The sequence below is a fragment of the Sphingobacterium sp. G1-14 genome (genome assembly GCF_002196555.1).
In the GTDB taxonomy this organism is placed as follows: domain Bacteria; phylum Bacteroidota; class Bacteroidia; order Sphingobacteriales; family Sphingobacteriaceae; genus Sphingobacterium; species Sphingobacterium siyangense.
The window spans coordinates 5,907,082-5,924,674 of sequence record NZ_CP021381.1; the positions used below are offsets into that span (position 1 = coordinate 5,907,082).

A 17,593-nucleotide genomic window follows, 5' to 3' on the forward strand; every position below is an offset into this window, starting at 1 on the left:
GTAAGCAGGATGAACCGTTTGGGTACAGTACCTTCGAAATAGTCATCGACATTTTTGCCAATTCACTTTTTACTTTCTACCTTCATTCTATGAAATCTGTTGCGCCATTAAAAATACTAAAAGCTTCGGCCGGTTCGGGAAAAACCTTTAGCTTGACTTTACACTATCTCACACTCCTACTCTCCAACGAGAATAGCTATAAGGAGATTTTGGCGGTGACATTCACCAATAAGGCAACCGCCGAGATGAAAGAACGTATCCTCTCGGTACTCCATGGCTTGGCAACAGGCGATCCTAACCCTAAAATTGAAGATTTCAGAAAGCTTTTACTCCAGCAGCAGCCAGACTGGAATCCGCATCTGGTACAAGAGAAAGCTTTTCGGGTGTATCGACGTATCCTACATGACTACAGTCATTTTACCATAAGTACAATTGATGGATTTTCCCAAAAAGTTATTCGCGCATTTACGTATGAACTCAATCTTGATGCTGCTTATAAGATTGAAATGAATGTCAATAAAGTGAAAAATGACCTGACAGTCATGCTTAATCAATTGCTGGATGAACGACCCGACCTACTGGATTGGATTATCGCTTATGCGGAAAAGAAAATAGCAAAAAATGAAAATTGGAACTACCGCCAACAACTAATGGGTTTGGCAAGTCTTATTTTCTCTGAAAATTTTCAGGAATTTGATGGCTACATCAATTCTGCCAATCCAAAGGAGGTTTTTAATCTCCTCAATCAGGAAGTTGAACAGAAGATAAACTCCTTCACGGAAGCGCTCTCCATGACAATTGAAGCCTTTAGTGAAACATTCAGGAATTTTAATATCTCCGAAAGTGACCTTAAAGGTAAATCGCGCAATAAAATAATCTCCGCTAGCAAAACCAATAAAAAAACGGAAAAGCTGAGCGCTTCCGAAATTGCCAAGGTACTGGAAAAGTATCTCCAGTTGATCGACAATGAAGATGCTTTTACAGATAGTGACAAAAATATACGGCATGATCTTATCGCCGCACTCAGCCCCATTCTGGCATCGTTCCAAAAGCTACACGATAATCTATCGGCTTACATTGCTTATCAAGCGGTACAAAGTAATCTCTATTACCTACGCCTGCTCAAGGAAATGAGCGACTTACTGACGCAATGGCGGCGGGATAATGGTGCTCAATTAATTTCCGACTCGCAGATTTTATTAAACAAACTCGGACTTGATGAAAATAGCGATCCAACATTTATCTGGGAGAAGATCGGCAATCGTTTTAACTACTTTTTGTTTGACGAATTTCAGGATACCTCGCGTATTCAGTGGAAAAATTATAGTCCACTACTGATCAATGCATTGGCAGATGCCAAAGGCACAATCAGCGAACACCTGATCGTTGGGGACGTCAAACAGAGTATTTATCGCTGGCGAAATGGGGATTGGCGTATACTCCTGCAACAGGTAGAACAACAGGTTGGTCATACTTTTCACTTAGACGAGGATAGCAGAACCACCTTTATCGAAAACGGAAGCCTTGACACCAATTTTAGAAGTCTTCCAAATATCATCCATTTAAACAATTACCTCTTTAGCAGTATTCCCCAGCATCTGCAACAGGTACTGAATGAAAAAGTATTCGAAAGCCTTGATGAAGAAGGTAAACAGTGGTGGATTTCTACTGGCAATGACACGATGCTGGTCAAAGCTTATGAAAACAGCCAACAGGAAATACCTGAACATAAAAAAGGGAAACTTGAGCAATTAGGATCTATCGAAATCTCTTACATTCCTGTCTCTGATGGACGCTACAGAAGAAATCAGGTTATTGAAGAATCGCTACTCCAACTATGTCAGAAAATAGGCGACTGGCTCGGTAGTGGACGATATCAGGCGCAGCAGATCGGTATCCTGGTACGGAGTAATGTGCAGGCTAAATTGGTTATCCAAAAGCTCATGGACTTCAAAAAAGAGCAGCAACTTACATTTGAAGTGATATCCGGTGATGCATTATCCTTAGCGAGCAATGATGCTGTACTATTATTGATCGAAACGTTAAAGGCTTTAGTCTACAATTCGGATAAACATACCATCCATAAAGCAAAGATGGTCTATCTATACCAGCATATTCAAAATAAGACAATCGATCAGAATGCATGGTTAAAATTTGCCGGCAACGACATCCGCGCACTTAAAGATTATCTCCCTGAGGCGCTGATTGACTCCTGGGAAATGGCGCAGAAACAGCCTTTAGTCCATTTAATTGAAAAACTCATTGAAATCTACGGCTTCACAACCACGGACAATATCCACCTCCCTTACCTCCTGGCGTTCAAAGATATGATCTCAGCTTTCTCCACCAATGGCGAACGTGGCATTATACAGTTCCTGGAGTTTTGGGAAGAAGATGGCAACCGGGCGGTGCTCCCTTCCAACGGAGAAATTAATGCGATCGAGGTAACAACAATCCACAAATCAAAAGGTCTAGCCTATGACGTTGTGATGATTCCATTCTGTTCCTGGGATCTCGACGGCATGATCAATGGCGATTTTTGGATAGAGACCTCGGATACTCCTTTTGCCCAATTGGGAAAAATTCCAATAAAATATACATCCACAGTCGGCAAATCTGTATTTTTCAAGCAATATTTTGAAGAGATGCTGTTCAACTACATGGACGCCCTCAACACATTCTATGTAGCAACAACACGTGCTGTTGAACACCTCTATATTACGGCTCCTTCCTTTAAAGAATCTGTTGACAAAAAAACGGGTGAAATTACAGGATATGATATTAAAGACGAATATATCAGCGATGTGCTCTATCAAGTCTTGGATAGCCCCATAGCTCCGTTTGCACTGGAAGAAAAAGGTGTACACATCGATCAAACGATCGAACAAAAAAAACATCAGGCTCAGAACGACAATATTATTTCCCTTCGCCATTACCCCATTTCCAAAGAATTGGAAATGGCCTTAGAAAAATCGAGTACGCGTAACATCAATGATATTATGATGCTGGAAAAAGCCGCGCAGTACGGTATATTGGCCCACGATATTATGGCTCAAATTTCAAAGGAAGAAGACATCCATAAACTGGTACGCCAACTGATCCAGGAAGGAATCCTTTCCAAAGAGGAAGAACCTTTTCTCATGCAGGAGATCAATCAGATCTGGAAGCACCCCTTAATCAATAAATGGCTCACCGGAAACTATAAAATCTGGAATGAAGCAAGCATTATTACCGCCAAGGGTGAGACCATTCGTCCCGATAAAGTCTTCACCTCCGCGGAAGAAACAATCGTTCTGGATTTTAAATTCACACAGACAGACTATATTGGGCACAAGTACCAAGTCGACAACTATAAAAAGAATTTGGAGAACCTTGGCTATAACAACGTTAAAGCCTATCTCTATTATGCGAAATCAAATCAATTAACTGAAGTAAAATAATAGCACGATGCAGACAGCCTTTCTAAAATTAGTAGCAGCAGACATTCAAAAACGTTTTGGAAACGATCTGAGTGAAATTGCCATCGTGTTTAATAATAAACGGCCGATTACCTACCTCAAAAAACATCTTGCTGAAGTGTATGGTCAGGCGATCTGGTCGCCGCAGTTTTTTACGATTCAGGAATTTTTCAGACTTTCGACGGATGATACCGAAGCCAGTCCTTTAACCCAATTTTTTCATCTGTTTAATATTCATAATGAGTTATTGGTAGCTGAGGGCAGGCAACCAGAAACGCTGGAAGAGTTCTATCCAATTGCCGAAATTATATTGAGTGACTTCGGTCAACTGGATTATGATCTCGTTCCCATCGAGCAGATCTATCTAGAACTTTATGACAATACCAAAATCGACATTGCTTTTCAACATCTCACGCAAGAACAGCAAGGGTTTATCCGTCAATTTTGGCAGTCCTTTTCTATTGCGGGGCATAGTGGAGTACAAGAGCGCTTTCTTCAACTTTGGAAAAGACTACCGGTATTATATAATCGATTTAAAGAAAAGCTTAAAACAGAAGGCCAAACCAACTATCCAACAATCTACCGTGATCTGGTTGAAGGCAAGGCTACACATCAGCAGTTTGCATCTTCCTTTCAGCATATCCTTTTTGTCGGTTTCAATGCTTTAAATAAAGCCGAGGCAAAATTATTTAGACAATGGCAGGACAAAGGCAGCGCACTATTCTACTTTGATGCCGATGCCTATTACCTGGAGGACACTATGCAGGAGGCGGGACTTTTTATCCGTCGAAATATTTTTCAAACAGGTTTGGTCAATGCCCTTGGCGATAGCCCGAACATTATTGGCAATAGAACCTCTACCGTAAATCTATATGCCAGCACCGGAAAGATCAGCCAAACAAAACTGCTCTATGATATCCTCGAACAGCACCATAAAACGGAACAGACCTCTGCCATTCTTCTAGCAGATGAAAACCTGCTTGTTCCTTTGCTGCAGAGTCTACCCGATGTCAACCCCAACATCACAACGGGATATCCACTGACACAGTCTCCCATTTTCGGCATCCTGGACTTATGGATGGATGTACATTTGGAGATATCACAGTTCAAGAGGCGGAAGATTCCTTATCAGGTCATAGAGACCTTCATCAACCATCCGCTCAGCATGGTTTCTTTAGCAGATAAACTTCAGATCCAAAAAGAGATTGCCGACAAACAGCTCTTTGAGATCGCATTGGAAGACATTCATCTCAAAAGCTCCTTGCCTCAGTTTTTTGTGCCAATCGAAAACTCGGCGCATTTGATCCCTTCGCTCATTCTGATCGTCGATGACCTGTTGCATAGCATCTCTTCTCAGGAGCGCATCCGCCAAATTGACAACAACCTCCTGATCGAAACGAAGAAAACGCTGAACCAGCTGCTACTGGGCTTTGAAACAGTTGCGCCCTTAAGCATCAGCTTCCAGATTGGCCTGATTAAAAAAGCAATCGCCCCAATAAATTCGGCGATAGAGGGAGATCCGCTAGAAGGAATTCAGATTATGGGACTCTTGGAGAGTCGTTGTTTAAATTTTGACAACGTATATATTCTAGGCGCAAATGAAGGCATTCTACCCAAAACGTCCAATTCACCGACCTTTATACCCAATAGCCTGAGAAGCGCTTATGGCCTCCCCATATTAGAGAATCAGGATGCCCTGTCAGCTTATTTATTCTATCGCCATTTTCAATACAGTGAAGGAATACATATTTTCTACAATGGCTTAGTAGACGAAAGCTCTACCGGCGAAGAAAGTCGCTTTATCAAACAGCTGGAGTTTGAAAGTAAATTTCAGTTTGACCGAAAAATTCAACAACAGACCATCCAATTTGCCGATAAGGCGCAAGAGATTGTCATCGAGAAACGTGGTCAAGTCTGGGAAAAGATGTATCAGGATTTTATCGTCAACCAGAAAAGGATATCTGCAACGGCACTAACAACTTACCTGCAATCCCCGCTACAGTTTTTTTTAAAACATATTGCCGGCATCAAAGAACCGCCTTCAATCTCTCAGGAATTTGAGATGAATAAACTGGGAACTGTCATCCATAATGTCATGGAGAAAATATTCCTACCTTTCAAGGGGCAACAGGACTTTACACCGACAACTGTCTTACGGCACGAGATCGACAAGATAGAAGCACAGGTGATTCGAGAAATAGGCCTGCAATATCAGATCGAATTAAAGACAACACATGATTTAAACAGCCTGCAGCGGATCATGCTGAAGATTGCCTGCGAGTATGTCAAGATGTATCTTGAATATGACATCAACAACTACAAAGCATTTCGGATTATTGAACTCGAGAATGACAACGATTATGTACTGCCCTTTCCTATTGAGATCAATGGAGAAGAACAACAGGTCACACTTTACGGCATCATCGACCGTGTAGATGAGGTCGTAACACACGACGATCGTATTATCAGTAGAATTGTTGATTACAAGACTGGTGGAGACTCGATCATATTCAAAGAAATCGACCAGGTATTTGCGCCAAATACCGAAAATAAAGCCATGGTGCAAACGCTATTCTATGCCTATGTATTTGAACAGAAAACAGGAAGAAAACAACTCGAACCCCATCTCTATGTCGCCCGTAAAATGCGGGAAGAAGGGACATTATTCAGTGGTAAAGAGGGAATATTGACTGATGAATTCCTTGCTTTCCAGAAAGAAAATTTTGTCAGATTCCTGCGAGATATTCTTCAGGAAATCTTTAACCCAGATGTTCCATTTCGGCATAACCCGGACTCAATGATTTACCCAAGCGACCCTTATACACTATTCTACCGGGAAGCTAGCAAATGGGGCGATGCAGAAGAATGAATATAGCAAAGACTTTAAGGAGAGGTCAAACGAAATGCTGTACAAAAAATACATTTTAAAAACAAAAGGGGACATTTTACTGTCCCCTTTCTATATTAACGTTTGTTTCTTTTAATTGCATTATTGGCTCGACGTTTTGCTGTATTAATTTTATAATGGAACCAATGGTCTTTGAAGATCTTTCGCATCGTATTGTCAAAATGCCTTGTGATAAACAGATTACGTGCCCCCTGCAATTTCTCACTGATCGAATTTGCTAACGCCCTAACAGAAATCGAATAGCCCTCTGTCTCATATTGAATATAATGCCACCAGCCTGCTGGCATATATAAGGTCTCTCCAGGATGGATCACCGCCTCATAGCCATCCAGATATTTAATTCCGGGATATTCCTCTTCACTACTATATTTGGGGTTTGCAATACTATGAAAATTGTATGGCAATTTGTACATCAAATCAGATTGATCATTTGGAAAAAGCCAAATACGTTTTAATCCTTGGAATTGAGAAATAAACACGTGTGACATATCAATATCGAAATGATTACGGGTACTTGACCCCTCTCCACCAAAGAACATAAACGGCAACCATTGCAATACCTTACCGCCTGTAACATCGTTATAAATAACATCGTGTTTCAGTTCAGGACGTATCTTGAGTAGATTGAACAAAAACAACCGTAACTCTGTAGGTTCTTTTGTGATCAGATCCAAATATTCTGCAAATGTCATATGGCCAACAGGAGCACTGGCAGCACGGTCCATTGATTCTTCCTCTTTTCCATAGACATCTATCTTTATATCTCCTGCGATTTCCTTAAAGTAATCATAACTCCATTTCTTCCACGCTGGACTTTCTGCACTGATAAAATCTGATATGATTACAGGAAAACCTGGTTTCAGATAATTCTTTAAAAAGTCCTCTGATTGAATGCCCGAAATTTTATCAACTTGCTTTAACTTCACGACTGACTAATTTTGCTTAATTACAAACATAAAAAAAATATTTCTATCAAATTTTAAAAATACTGCCTATGCTTTATTTTTAATTGGAATAAATTACTCCAAGCAATTTAATAGAAATATACTTAAAATCTCAATGACCATCGTCACTTTTATTACATTTTAACATCATCGATTCGACTCGCCACCATTTCTATACCCCTACAGATAAAAATACGATTCATCTATCTTTCATACAACATGAACATACCTCACAAATTGATCATCCGGCCAATTCGTAAAATTGTCATCGTACCATTCCCGATTCGGAATGATAAAACTCAACAACAACGCCCGTAAAAGTCTTTACAGATCCTTGCGGATCTTAAACTGCACAAATAACAAAAAAAGGGTCTTAAGAACCCTTTTTTTGTTATTTACCTTATGTTAGGCTACTACTTATTTACCTTTTTGATATATTCTTCAACAGCCATCGTCATACTAGGCGCTTTTGGTGTTGGAGCAGGGATATCTAAAATCAATCCGTGATCTAAAAGAGCCTGTTGAGTAGAAGCACCAAATGCTGCAATCCTTGTATTATTCTGCTTAAAGTCAGGGAAGTTATCATATAAGGACTGTACACTTGAAGGACTAAAGAACACGATAACATCGTAGAAAACATCTTTCAAATCAGTCAAATCGCTTACAACAGTTCTAAAAAGCACAGCCGGTGTAAATTTATAGCCGTTTTGTTGTAACCAATTACTTGTTTCCTCATTGGCCACATCCGAACAAGGGAACAAGAAATTCTCCCCTTTGTGTTTTTTCAATACCTCTTCAAGGTCTTTCGCGGTCTGTTTACCAAAGAAAATCTTCCGTTTTCTATATTGGATATACTTTTGAAGATAGAGGGCAATCGTCTCTGAAATACAGAAATACTTCATTTCTGCAGACACTTCAAATCGCATCTCTTCACAAATTCTAAAATAATGATCTACAGCATTTCTGCTCGTAAATATTACAGCAGAATAATCTGCTAAATTAACCTTATCCCTACGCACATCTTTGGCAGGAACTCCTTCTACGTGTATAAAACCTCGAAAGTCTAATTTTAACCCGTATTTCTTTGCTAAATCATAATAAGGGGACTTATCGTTTTCAGGTTTTGGTAAAGTCACCAGTACACTTTTTACCTTCTTTGCTCTTTCTACGTCTGAAGTTTGCATATTAACCAGTTTTAGCTCAATAATCTTAACAGTATTAATATTGGTGCTATTTCTAGGCAACAAAGGTACAAAATTAAATAGGAAATTGAAAATTTATACATAGACATAATATGAGTCGCTGTCTTAAGAAATCGATAGAAAAAGAGTAAAGCAGCTCCAACAATAGCCAAATGCAGTACAACTCCGACCGATGTCAAAGGCACAAGACTCAAAATTAATAGTACAGGAAGCATTAAAAAAAGTGTGTTGAAATAAATCAGATACAGCACGGTCACATATTCCTTTACCAACTTTCTAATTTGAAAAACAAAGGATAAGAATCGGATAAATCCGATTTTTAACGCAAACAACGCACCAACCATTCCCGCAGTCTTCATATAATTGGGAAAAGTAATAAAATCGAATCTATTTAATTCATATGCATAAAATAGACTTACAAATAAGCCTATTGCCCCAGAAAATAATATAAATAGAAAAATAAATGGCCAAGACGTCAGAATCGTGTCCTCTTTGCTTACAGACAATAAGACCCTATCATCCCAGTACCCCTGAAAAACCAATTTAATATCAGAAGGGAAAAATACCCGAATCAACCCAACACCAAAAATTAATGCGAGAACTGTAAATAAAATCCAGTTTTCACGATGAGCCTTGAGCGTTCCATATTGCCGATCCAAATTGCTACTTCTTAATTTAATCTGAAAATACTGCTGAACATCAAAATTATAAATGTTATGAATCCTTAAACCTCCCCCATTCACTGTTACGATCCGATATTGATTCTGTAACGCAGGGTTCAAGGATGCCAAAACTTTCTGGTTTGGCGATTCAACAGAATCCTTTACAATATTTAGACTATCAGTACTAACTGTGCTGCTGTCCTGTACAACCGTCCGAAAAGTCCGCCGCTGCGCATTCAATCCCGTAATTGAAAACAGCAGAAGTACTACAAATAGAATATGATATTTGAAGATAGTTACGCTCATTAAAATGAATTGTCTCTTAACGGTAATGAAATGCTCATGAACCGTCTATATTCGAAACTCTTTAATTGTGGTCGTAAAGTTAGGATAAAAAGTTATATTGCATTCAAAAAATCTTCAGAGAACATGTACAAAGAAATCATACGTTGTCAATGGTGCGGATCTGATCCGCAATATGTCGATTATCACGATAAAGAATGGGGACGACAAGTCCGCGATGACAAAACTTTATTTGAATTTTTGATATTAGAGTCTGCACAAGCCGGCTTAAGCTGGATCACGATTCTTCGTCGAAGAAAGGCATACCAAGAAGCTTTTGCCAATTTTGATGTTGATCAAGTCGCTGCTTATACCAATGAACATGTTGCTAGACTTTTGGTCGATTCGGGAATTATCAAACACAGGAATAAAATTGAATCCACCATTACCAATGCGCAGCATTTCAAGAAAATCCAAGCAGAATATGGTAGCTTCTACGACTATTTATACACTTTTTTGCCTGAAAAAAAACCAATTGTCAACCACTGGACCAGTTTGCAACAGGTCCCTGCAACTACAGCTATTTCTGATAAAATAGCTAAAGACATGAAGAAAAGGGGATTTAAATTTTTCGGTTCTACCATCTGTTATGCTTATATGCAGGCCGTTGGAATGGTGAACGACCATATCGAAACCTGTTCGTTTAAATAAGCTAACCATTAAAATGCGCATAGGTTTCGCAAATACCAATTTATAAAAATCAAAACAGGTTCTCTACACCATAAAAAACAGATCGTTAAGAACAGAAATACGACATATGAATCAAATCGACCTAAAACAAAACCAATTGGTATTAAAAGAAAAAAGGGGGCCTCTAATTGCCAGACTATTCATCTATTTACTTACCATATTTTCTATAATTCTACCCCTTGGTGGCGTCACTGTCAATGTATCCAATAGCGGGCTGACAATTGTGAGTGTTATCATGCTTGGCTTATTTGGATTAATAGCATACTATATGCTCCGTGTTTCATTATGGAATACTTATGGCGCTGAAATTATTGAATTTCAAAAAAACAAAATCAACTACACCGCCGACTACCAATGGTTTAAAGGAGGTCAAAAAGAATTTGATTTTGAAAAGATAGACTTTACAATACAAAAATCGGGCTATGAGGAAGATAACAAAGGTGTCTTAGTCATTAAATTTGATGAAAAGGAAATATTTGAAACTGTCTCCAAACTACCGTTATCAGATTTAGAAATTTTACGCATAAATCTGAAAGAATTATACAACAATCAAACACCTGAATAAATCAAAATTCTATAGTTAAAATCTAATGATCACCTGTTAGTACATTAGACTGCTACGTTTTTATAAATATCAGGGAGATTCCGACAAAGACCATTAAAGTCCATACCATACCCAACCACAAATTCCTTACTTATTTCAAAGCCAACATAGGTCAATTCCTCGAAATGATACTGCAGCGCCTCGGGTTTCACCAAAAGTGCACAGGCAATCACACTCGCTGGATTTAATTTTTTTACGGCATCCAAGGTATACTTCAGTGAATGCCCAGAGTCGACAATATCTTCTACAATAATCACATCACGGCCTTCAAGATCGATACCAAGCCCTAAAAGCTCGTTTAATTCAGATTGCCCGGTTCCAATATAAGAAGCCAACTTAATAAACGACATCTCACAAGGAACATCAATTTGCTTAAGCAAATCTGCCATAAACATAAAACATCCATTCAAGACGCCTATAAAAACAGGCTGTTTGTGTTCATAACGCAGGCTGATATCAATCCCCATCAAGCGCACTCGTTTCTGAATTTGCTCCTCTTCAAATAAAGGTTCGAAAAGCAATCCGTCAATTTCTATCTTTTTCATGCTAATATTCTTCTTTCAACACAGGCACTATTTGTGTGTGTCGTTTTCTTTTTCCTCTTTTTTACGCCCTAATATCTTGTCAAATAGCGACCGTTTTGGTTTCTCCTGCTCACTAGCCTCCTCATCTTTCTTTTCTGTTAGATCCATTTGTTTTAGCTTCTTTGGAACAGATACATGCTCAAGATTGTCGGCAGGAGAACTACTTTCGAGACGATCGAACAACAATGGATCATCTCCCATATCAAATACATCAACAGAATCTACCACAGCTGGTCTTGCTGCCCGCAGATGCGGCTGCAGAACAACTTCATAAAAACCATAATTTGAAGTTGTTGAATCCACACTAATCTGCCCTGTTTTGGTCATAATATGACCATAGGTATTAAAATAGCGCAACATATTCCCTTTCAGGTGCCCTGTCCAGTCAAAAAAGTTGAGTCCCTTTTTAGGACGCGGAACAATGCTCGACAAAAATATACTTTCTCCAAGCCCTAATTGCGCTGGTGTTTTCCCAAAATAATAGCGTGCAGCTTCGGTAATACCATATACATTATTTCCCCACTCGATGACATTCAGGTAAACCTCGTACATGCGTTTTTTACTCACTTGCTGCGAGCGTTCCATCAGCCATACCAGCAAAATTTCCTCCAGCTTCCGTACAACCGTCTTATTGCGATTTAGAAAAACATTTTTCACTAGTTGCATTGATATCGTACTCGCTCCACGCTTAAATCCTTTTTCCTTAATGTTTGTAGCAATAGAGAGTTTAAAAGCCTTCTCCTCAAAGCCTTTGTGCTTAAAGAAAAATGGATCTTCTGTATTGATCAAACTAATCTGCATATAACGGGATATTTGATCTATAGGTGTAAAATTAGGATTTTGAGGTCCGACAACAATTTCCCGCATCGGCTTACCATCTTCATAGGCTGTATACGTGAATGGTGTATTTAACATCGCAATATCGGCCTCCCCCCATTTGACTACCTTTAAATCCCTATCATCCATTTTGGAAGAGAAAAGAAGCTTTTCGGGCTTTTTGATTTCGAGAGCAAAGTTCAGATCGTATTGAATATGCCCCTCCACCTGAATACCATCTAAGCCAGGAAATAATCCAACTGGCATGGCATCAAAAAAGTGCTGCGCCTCTATCCTATCAGTATGAATGGCAAGGAAGAGTTCTTTTTCCGGCTTGTGCACATATTTGATATAAGGAGAAAACACGAAATCTTTGACCTGAACGGTACTTTCTTTGCTCACTTCAATCGATGATGCTCCAATATTCAATGCCCCCTGCATGATGGCCTCAGGAAAGATAACATCTTTACTAGAAATACGCCAGTGATTTACTTTCAGATTTTTAAATCCCCATTGCCCATGCAACTCCAGTAACTCCTTATTTCTTCTATGAGCCTTGTCCAATCGGAAGGATATTTCATCAAAACTTACCGCGAGACCAAATTTGCGCTGTAATAGTGGAAGATTTACCTCCTTTTTATCGGAAAAAAGACGAAGGTCACATTCTTGATTATCTGAATCAATCGTTCCGGTCAGATTCCAGGCCGCCTCATGGTCATTTAACAGAAACTTGGTTTCCATATCTCCGCCGTCTATCACAGCAGAAGGAATTACAATGCGTTGTGAAGTACTGTCGTCACGATAGGAAAGCTCAAGGTTCTTGAGATCGAGGTCATTTGGAATCTTAAAAAATACATTTTTCAACAATCGATCTGCCAAGGCCGCCAGATTCTGCTTTGGGTTATCATTTTCAACAGTATCCTTTTTCTGCTTCTTGAACAGGAAATCGTAGTTACTGATCGAATCCTTTTTAACAAGAGAAACCTTCCCATTATCTAAAAGAACTTGTCCTAACTTCACATCCCCAAATAACAAAGGCCACAATTTTACAGACACTGTCAAATCATTGATTTGAGCCAATTGATCTCTATTTTTGGGCAATAGCTGTATATTCTTAAACTGTACGGCATTAATCCCCTGGAAAGCATAATATTGAATCTTCAATTCCATATCATACTTTTCAAGCAACTTCGCTTTCGCTTTGTTGATTGCTCCCATGAGCATGGCATCTCTTTTCTGATAAGCATACGTGCCTACTGCGATCGCCAAAACCAAAATAGCAGCTAAAGCGATATAAAGCCATCGCCATTTGCGGGACTTAAAAGATGTTATAAATCGATTGGACATAATTATTACTTAATGCAAATTCGTGCATATCAACAGTCAAACTTAGATAAATTTGGCTGCATATACAATTATAATTCACTGAAACAAGGATGGCCTTTATCCCTTTCTACAGTCCAACAAAATTATTTAGAAAACAGGTTGGTTACCCGAAAACGAAAATGTACTGGATAACGGATCTTTCCTAAAGATTAGGAGTACGATACAGTAATCTTAATCCCATTAAAAACAAAGAAATGACATGAAATTGATCCGCAATGAGTAGTTTTGTAATCCATGATTACAAATGAATAATAGATGGTTACCAAAGAACAAATATTAAATGCATTATCCTATGTTGAAGAGCCTGATTTGAAAAAGGATCTTGTAACATTGAATATGATTCAAAATATCGAGATCGAAGGTGAAAAAATTTCTTTCGATGTCATTTTAACTACACCAGCTTGCCCGCTTAAGGACCATATTGAGCATGCCTGCCGAAACGCCATAGCCCATTTCATCGACAAAAACCTCGAAGTTCATATCAATATGACTTCCAATGTGATCGGGAAACAAGGCGCGCAAGTGTCGGGTATTAAAAACATCATCCTGGTATCCTCAGGCAAAGGTGGAGTTGGTAAATCTACTGTCGCTGCAAATCTTGCACTTGCACTCCATGCTAAAGGAGCTAAAACAGGTCTTTTAGACGCCGACATCTATGGGCCATCGCTTCCAATTATGTTTGGCCTAGAAGGTGCCAAACCGGGTTCGATAGAAATGCCAAACGGCCAGGTTAAAATTGAACCGCTTGAAAAATTTGGACTGAAATTACTTTCAATAGGATTTTTCACCGATCCAAACCAACCTATTCCATGGCGTGGACCGATGACGACCTCGGCCATCAAGCAGCTTTTTAACGATGCACATTGGGGTGAACTGGATTATTTGGTTGTTGATATGCCTCCGGGTACTGGTGACATCCATATCACCGTATCACAGACATTCCCGATTGCCGGGGCTGTGATTGTCACAACCCCGCAGCACGTTGCCCTGGCTGATGCTGTCAAAGGAATCGGAATGTTCTTAATGGATAGCATCAATATCCCATTATTGGGTGTCGTGGAAAATATGGCCTATTTTACACCAGCTGAACTGCCAGAGAACAAATATTATATTTTTGGTAAAGATGGCGGAAAACGTCTTGCAGAAGAATATAAAGTTCCTTTCCTAGGTGAAATCCCTTTGTTAAAAGGCATTTCTGACGCAGGAGATAATGGTTTCCCTGTTGCCATAGATAACGAAGATCCTGTAACGAAATCATTTTTAACGATCGCAGAGAAAGTTGCCCAGCAACTTTCCATTATCCATAGCCAAGGGAGATAGTTAGTGAATAATGCGCTCTTGCGCTTCACCATAAAAAAGGCTTTCATACGTATGAAAGCCTTTTTTATGAAATGTCATCTAAGTATTAGATAGCAAGTTCCAGCAATACCGGGCAATGATCGGAATGGACTGCATCCGGCATTATACTGGAAGATTTGATTTGTTCCGCCAAAGGTTTTGAAACCATATTATAATCAATACGCCAGCCCAAATTCTTTGCACGAGCCCCTGCACGATAGCTCCACCAACTGTAGTGGTGTGGATCAGGGTTTAAATGGCGGAAAGAGTCAATATAACCCGAATTAATAAAATTCTCCATCCATTCGCGCTCTTCCGGAAGAAATCCCGAAGAATTTGCATTTGATTTTGGATTGTGAATATCGATGGCACGGTGACAAATATTATAATCACCACAAACGACCAAATTCGGTTTTTCGATCAAAAGCTTATCACTATATGACTGAAAATCCTCCAGAAAACGGTATTTAAAATCCTGTCTCACATCTCCAGTTGTACCTGATGGAAAATAGGTACTCATCACGGAGACCCGATCAAAATCAGCACGGATAATACGTCCTTCAAAATCATAATCTTCATGGCCGCAACCATACTCAATATGCTTAGGTGTGATCCGCGTAAACAAGGCGACTCCACTATACCCCTTTTTTTGAGCTGGATACCAGTAATGCTCATAGCCCATCTGCTCCAACAAAGCAATTTCGGGAATCTGATCCGGTGTAGCTTTAATCTCCTGAAGACATATGACATCCGCATTTACAGTTTTCAACCAGCCTAACCAATCTTTCTTCAAGGCTGCACGTAAACCATTCACATTATAGGTTACTATTTTCATTTTTTGAGTATTGAGATTCTAAATAATAGGAAAAAAAGCGCTTCAATCCCTGATTTACGACTTCATAAAAACATTAATAATCCTTAGAAGAGAACAGATCACCGATTTTAGAAAAGATACCAGTCTGAGGTTTTAGACCTTTTAGTTCCCGCTCTAAGTTTAACGCTTCTCGCCGCGTTAGTACATGCATGTTCATCTTTTGGTCGACTTCTGGTCTATCGTGCTTATCTGTTTTCACAGCTGCAATCTGATCGATAACATCTACTCCCTTGACCAACTCACCAAATACAGTATAATTCCAATCCAAATGAGGTGCACCACCAATAGTTGTATAAGCCTGACGCTGTGCTTCCGAAAATTTCTTACCATTCATCCGTGTTTGCTCCAAACGATTAAGATCTTCAGGTGTGAATACCTTTCCCTGAACAAGATAAAACTGAGAACCCGAAGAAGCTTTTGCGGGGTTGTTATCCCTAGCCGCTCCAATGGTCCCTTTTTTATGGAACAAACCGTCCTGAATCTCTGCAGGAATGGTATACCCTGGTCCTCCATTACCCAGCTGCGCTCCTCCAACTGCATTTCTTGAGTCAGGATCGCCTCCCTGGATCATAAAATTCTGGATGACGCGATGGAACAAGGTTCCATCGTAGTATTTACTTTTTGCTAATTTCACGAAGTTATCCCGATGTTTTGGTGTCTCATTGTACAACCGCAGCACACAGGTCCCCTTGTCAGTGACGATCTGTACATATTTAAACTCGGGTTTAGCCGCAAATGCCAAAACCTGCAAAAAGCAGAATACTGCTATTAAACTAGCCTTTAAAAATCTCATCTGTTAATAATTATATGTTCCCATTTAGAACTTCCTATCTTTTCATTTGTGTTATCTTCTAGATAACGTTTAACTCTTCAAAATAATTTATGATCAAGGACTTCATAATCAGTTCTTGCTCCAAAAGAGTATAGTTAGGAATAGGTTTTACCAATTCCCAATGTGGCCACCCTTCTTCATCCAGACCTTTCAGATTATAAAATCCCATAGCACTGAAAAGACGACACGTCGCAATGTGCATCAACTCTTCTTTTTCTCGTTTTGAGAATTTTTGGGCACCTTTGCCCAATTCCTGAACACCAATAAGGAATAAACAAACCTTGATGTCAGGCTTTTCCATATCGAATAGCGAAGCAATTTCATCCTGTAGGATGTTCCACTTCTTGTTTACTTCTGCTGCCTTCATTTTTTTGTTTTAAACAAACTAAGATAAATTTACGATGATTTGCAAGCAAATTAACGCACAGATAAATATAGTTATGCTGTTGGATTCCCTCCTTTGGCAATAACCTCTGCACAACGTTGATCAATCATCTGAAACACGGGATCGAACAAATTATCATCAAAATATGGATCAGGAACAACATCATCTCCCAAAAACAATTTAACTTTGTGCAGATCTTCCTTATCAATCACCTGAGCGCATACATCTGCATAGTTTTGTCTATCCATTACAAATATAAGATCGTATTCGGAAAAAAATTGCGGTTTGAAATGCCGAGCCCGCTGACCGGAAATATCGACACCATATTTCTTTGCAATTGCTATAGCTCTACGATCGGGGGCTTCACCAATATGCCAGTCGCCTGTACCCGCCGATTCAACGACCCAGTTTAATTGATTATCTGCTGCTTTTTGTTTCAATATACCATGTGCAAGGGGAGAACGACAGATATTTCCCAAACAAACCATTAAAATCTTCATCTCTATAATTTTTAAAAGCTATCAAAGAGTAACAATACCACGCTATGATCCAACTAAACGGCGCAAAG

The 17,593-nt window shown here is 39.3% G+C and carries 14 protein-coding genes; 5 read left to right on the forward strand and 9 right to left on the reverse strand.

What is annotated here, in order from left to right; genetic code table 11:
• Positions 1-89 precede the first annotated feature (89 nt).
• Complete coding sequence (locus CBM24_RS25355; RefSeq protein WP_157698589.1) at positions 90-3,440, forward strand: UvrD-helicase domain-containing protein; 3,351 nt, start codon at positions 90-92, stop codon at positions 3,438-3,440.
• Positions 3,441-3,447: 7 nt separating this feature from the next.
• A complete protein-coding gene (locus tag CBM24_RS25360) occupies positions 3,448-6,327 on the forward strand; it encodes a PD-(D/E)XK nuclease family protein (protein WP_088163187.1) in 2,880 nt (959 codons plus the stop codon).
• Between the two features lie 95 nt (positions 6,328-6,422).
• On the opposite strand, the gene CBM24_RS25365 is transcribed toward CBM24_RS25360, so the two are convergent.
• The 3 genes from CBM24_RS25365 to CBM24_RS25375 all read right to left on the reverse strand — a co-directional run bounded on the left by CBM24_RS25365 (position 6,423) and on the right by CBM24_RS25375 (position 9,480).
• Entirely contained in the window at positions 6,423-7,292 is an 870-nt protein-coding gene (locus tag CBM24_RS25365) for a cupin-like domain-containing protein (protein WP_088163188.1), read from the reverse strand.
• A gap of 431 nt (positions 7,293-7,723) precedes the next feature.
• On the reverse strand, positions 7,724-8,494 hold the full coding sequence (locus tag CBM24_RS25370) for a uroporphyrinogen-III synthase (RefSeq protein ID WP_075994453.1): 771 nt from the start codon (positions 8,492-8,494) through the stop codon (positions 7,724-7,726).
• Positions 8,495-8,505: 11 nt separating this feature from the next.
• A complete protein-coding gene (locus CBM24_RS25375) occupies positions 8,506-9,480 on the reverse strand; it encodes a DUF4271 domain-containing protein (RefSeq protein WP_088163189.1) in 975 nt (324 codons plus the stop codon).
• A 123-nt stretch (positions 9,481-9,603) separates the two neighbouring features.
• Here CBM24_RS25375 and CBM24_RS25380 point away from each other — a divergent pair, with 123 nt between their 5' ends.
• Both CBM24_RS25380 and CBM24_RS25385 read left to right on the forward strand, forming a co-directional pair.
• Complete coding sequence (locus tag CBM24_RS25380; RefSeq protein WP_088163795.1) at positions 9,604-10,167, forward strand: DNA-3-methyladenine glycosylase I; 564 nt, start codon at positions 9,604-9,606, stop codon at positions 10,165-10,167.
• Positions 10,168-10,273: 106 nt separating this feature from the next.
• A complete protein-coding gene (locus CBM24_RS25385; protein ID WP_088163190.1) occupies positions 10,274-10,771 on the forward strand; it encodes a hypothetical protein in 498 nt (165 codons plus the stop codon).
• 44 nt (positions 10,772-10,815) lie between these two features.
• On the opposite strand, the gene hpt is transcribed toward CBM24_RS25385, so the two are convergent.
• Positions 10,816-11,355: a hypoxanthine phosphoribosyltransferase gene (gene hpt, locus CBM24_RS25390; RefSeq protein ID WP_075994457.1), complete on the reverse strand. Its 540-nt coding sequence runs from the start codon at positions 11,353-11,355 to the stop codon at positions 10,816-10,818.
• Between the two features lie 27 nt (positions 11,356-11,382).
• Positions 11,383-13,557 carry a transglycosylase domain-containing protein gene (locus CBM24_RS25395; protein WP_088163191.1) on the reverse strand — a complete coding sequence of 725 codons (2,175 nt, stop codon included), beginning with the start codon at positions 13,555-13,557 and terminating at the stop codon, positions 11,383-11,385.
• A 294-nt stretch (positions 13,558-13,851) separates the two neighbouring features.
• On the opposite strand from CBM24_RS25395, the gene CBM24_RS25400 reads away from it, so the two are divergent.
• Positions 13,852-14,916 carry an Mrp/NBP35 family ATP-binding protein gene (locus CBM24_RS25400; protein WP_088163192.1) on the forward strand — a complete coding sequence of 355 codons (1,065 nt, stop codon included), beginning with the start codon at positions 13,852-13,854 and terminating at the stop codon, positions 14,914-14,916.
• An 85-nt stretch (positions 14,917-15,001) separates the two neighbouring features.
• On the opposite strand, the gene CBM24_RS25405 is transcribed toward CBM24_RS25400, so the two are convergent.
• From CBM24_RS25405 to CBM24_RS25420, 4 genes are all read right to left on the reverse strand, one after another.
• Positions 15,002-15,769 carry an exodeoxyribonuclease III gene (locus CBM24_RS25405; protein WP_088163193.1) on the reverse strand — a complete coding sequence of 256 codons (768 nt, stop codon included), beginning with the start codon at positions 15,767-15,769 and terminating at the stop codon, positions 15,002-15,004.
• A gap of 73 nt (positions 15,770-15,842) precedes the next feature.
• Positions 15,843-16,601 carry a peptidylprolyl isomerase gene (locus CBM24_RS25410; protein ID WP_088163194.1) on the reverse strand — a complete coding sequence of 253 codons (759 nt, stop codon included), beginning with the start codon at positions 16,599-16,601 and terminating at the stop codon, positions 15,843-15,845.
• Positions 16,602-16,659: 58 nt separating this feature from the next.
• Positions 16,660-17,007 carry a hypothetical protein gene (locus tag CBM24_RS25415; protein ID WP_075994462.1) on the reverse strand — a complete coding sequence of 116 codons (348 nt, stop codon included), beginning with the start codon at positions 17,005-17,007 and terminating at the stop codon, positions 16,660-16,662.
• A 71-nt stretch (positions 17,008-17,078) separates the two neighbouring features.
• Positions 17,079-17,525 carry a low molecular weight protein-tyrosine-phosphatase gene (locus CBM24_RS25420; RefSeq protein WP_075994463.1) on the reverse strand — a complete coding sequence of 149 codons (447 nt, stop codon included), beginning with the start codon at positions 17,523-17,525 and terminating at the stop codon, positions 17,079-17,081.
• Positions 17,526-17,593 lie beyond the last annotated feature (68 nt).

What these genes read in the sequence shown, in the direction of transcription:
- CBM24_RS25355 (WP_157698589.1), top strand. Translation starts at nt 90, where the DNA reads ATGAAATCTGTTGCGCCATTAAAAATACTAAAAGCTTCGGCCGGTTCG.
- CBM24_RS25360 (WP_088163187.1), top strand. Translation starts at nt 3,448, where the DNA reads ATGCAGACAGCCTTTCTAAAATTAGTAGCAGCAGACATTCAAAAACGT.
- CBM24_RS25370 (WP_075994453.1), bottom strand. Translation starts at nt 8,494, where the DNA reads ATGCAAACTTCAGACGTAGAAAGAGCAAAGAAGGTAAAAAGTGTACTG.
- CBM24_RS25375 (WP_088163189.1), bottom strand. Translation starts at nt 9,480, where the DNA reads ATGAGCGTAACTATCTTCAAATATCATATTCTATTTGTAGTACTTCTG.
- CBM24_RS25380 (WP_088163795.1), top strand. Translation starts at nt 9,604, where the DNA reads ATGTACAAAGAAATCATACGTTGTCAATGGTGCGGATCTGATCCGCAA.
- CBM24_RS25385 (WP_088163190.1), top strand. Translation starts at nt 10,274, where the DNA reads ATGAATCAAATCGACCTAAAACAAAACCAATTGGTATTAAAAGAAAAA.
- hpt (WP_075994457.1), bottom strand. Translation starts at nt 11,355, where the DNA reads ATGAAAAAGATAGAAATTGACGGATTGCTTTTCGAACCTTTATTTGAA.
- CBM24_RS25395 (WP_088163191.1), bottom strand. Translation starts at nt 13,557, where the DNA reads ATGTCCAATCGATTTATAACATCTTTTAAGTCCCGCAAATGGCGATGG.
- CBM24_RS25400 (WP_088163192.1), top strand. Translation starts at nt 13,852, where the DNA reads ATGGTTACCAAAGAACAAATATTAAATGCATTATCCTATGTTGAAGAG.
- CBM24_RS25405 (WP_088163193.1), bottom strand. Translation starts at nt 15,769, where the DNA reads ATGAAAATAGTAACCTATAATGTGAATGGTTTACGTGCAGCCTTGAAG.
- CBM24_RS25410 (WP_088163194.1), bottom strand. Translation starts at nt 16,601, where the DNA reads ATGAGATTTTTAAAGGCTAGTTTAATAGCAGTATTCTGCTTTTTGCAG.
- CBM24_RS25415 (WP_075994462.1), bottom strand. Translation starts at nt 17,007, where the DNA reads ATGAAGGCAGCAGAAGTAAACAAGAAGTGGAACATCCTACAGGATGAA.
- CBM24_RS25420 (WP_075994463.1), bottom strand. Translation starts at nt 17,525, where the DNA reads ATGAAGATTTTAATGGTTTGTTTGGGAAATATCTGTCGTTCTCCCCTT.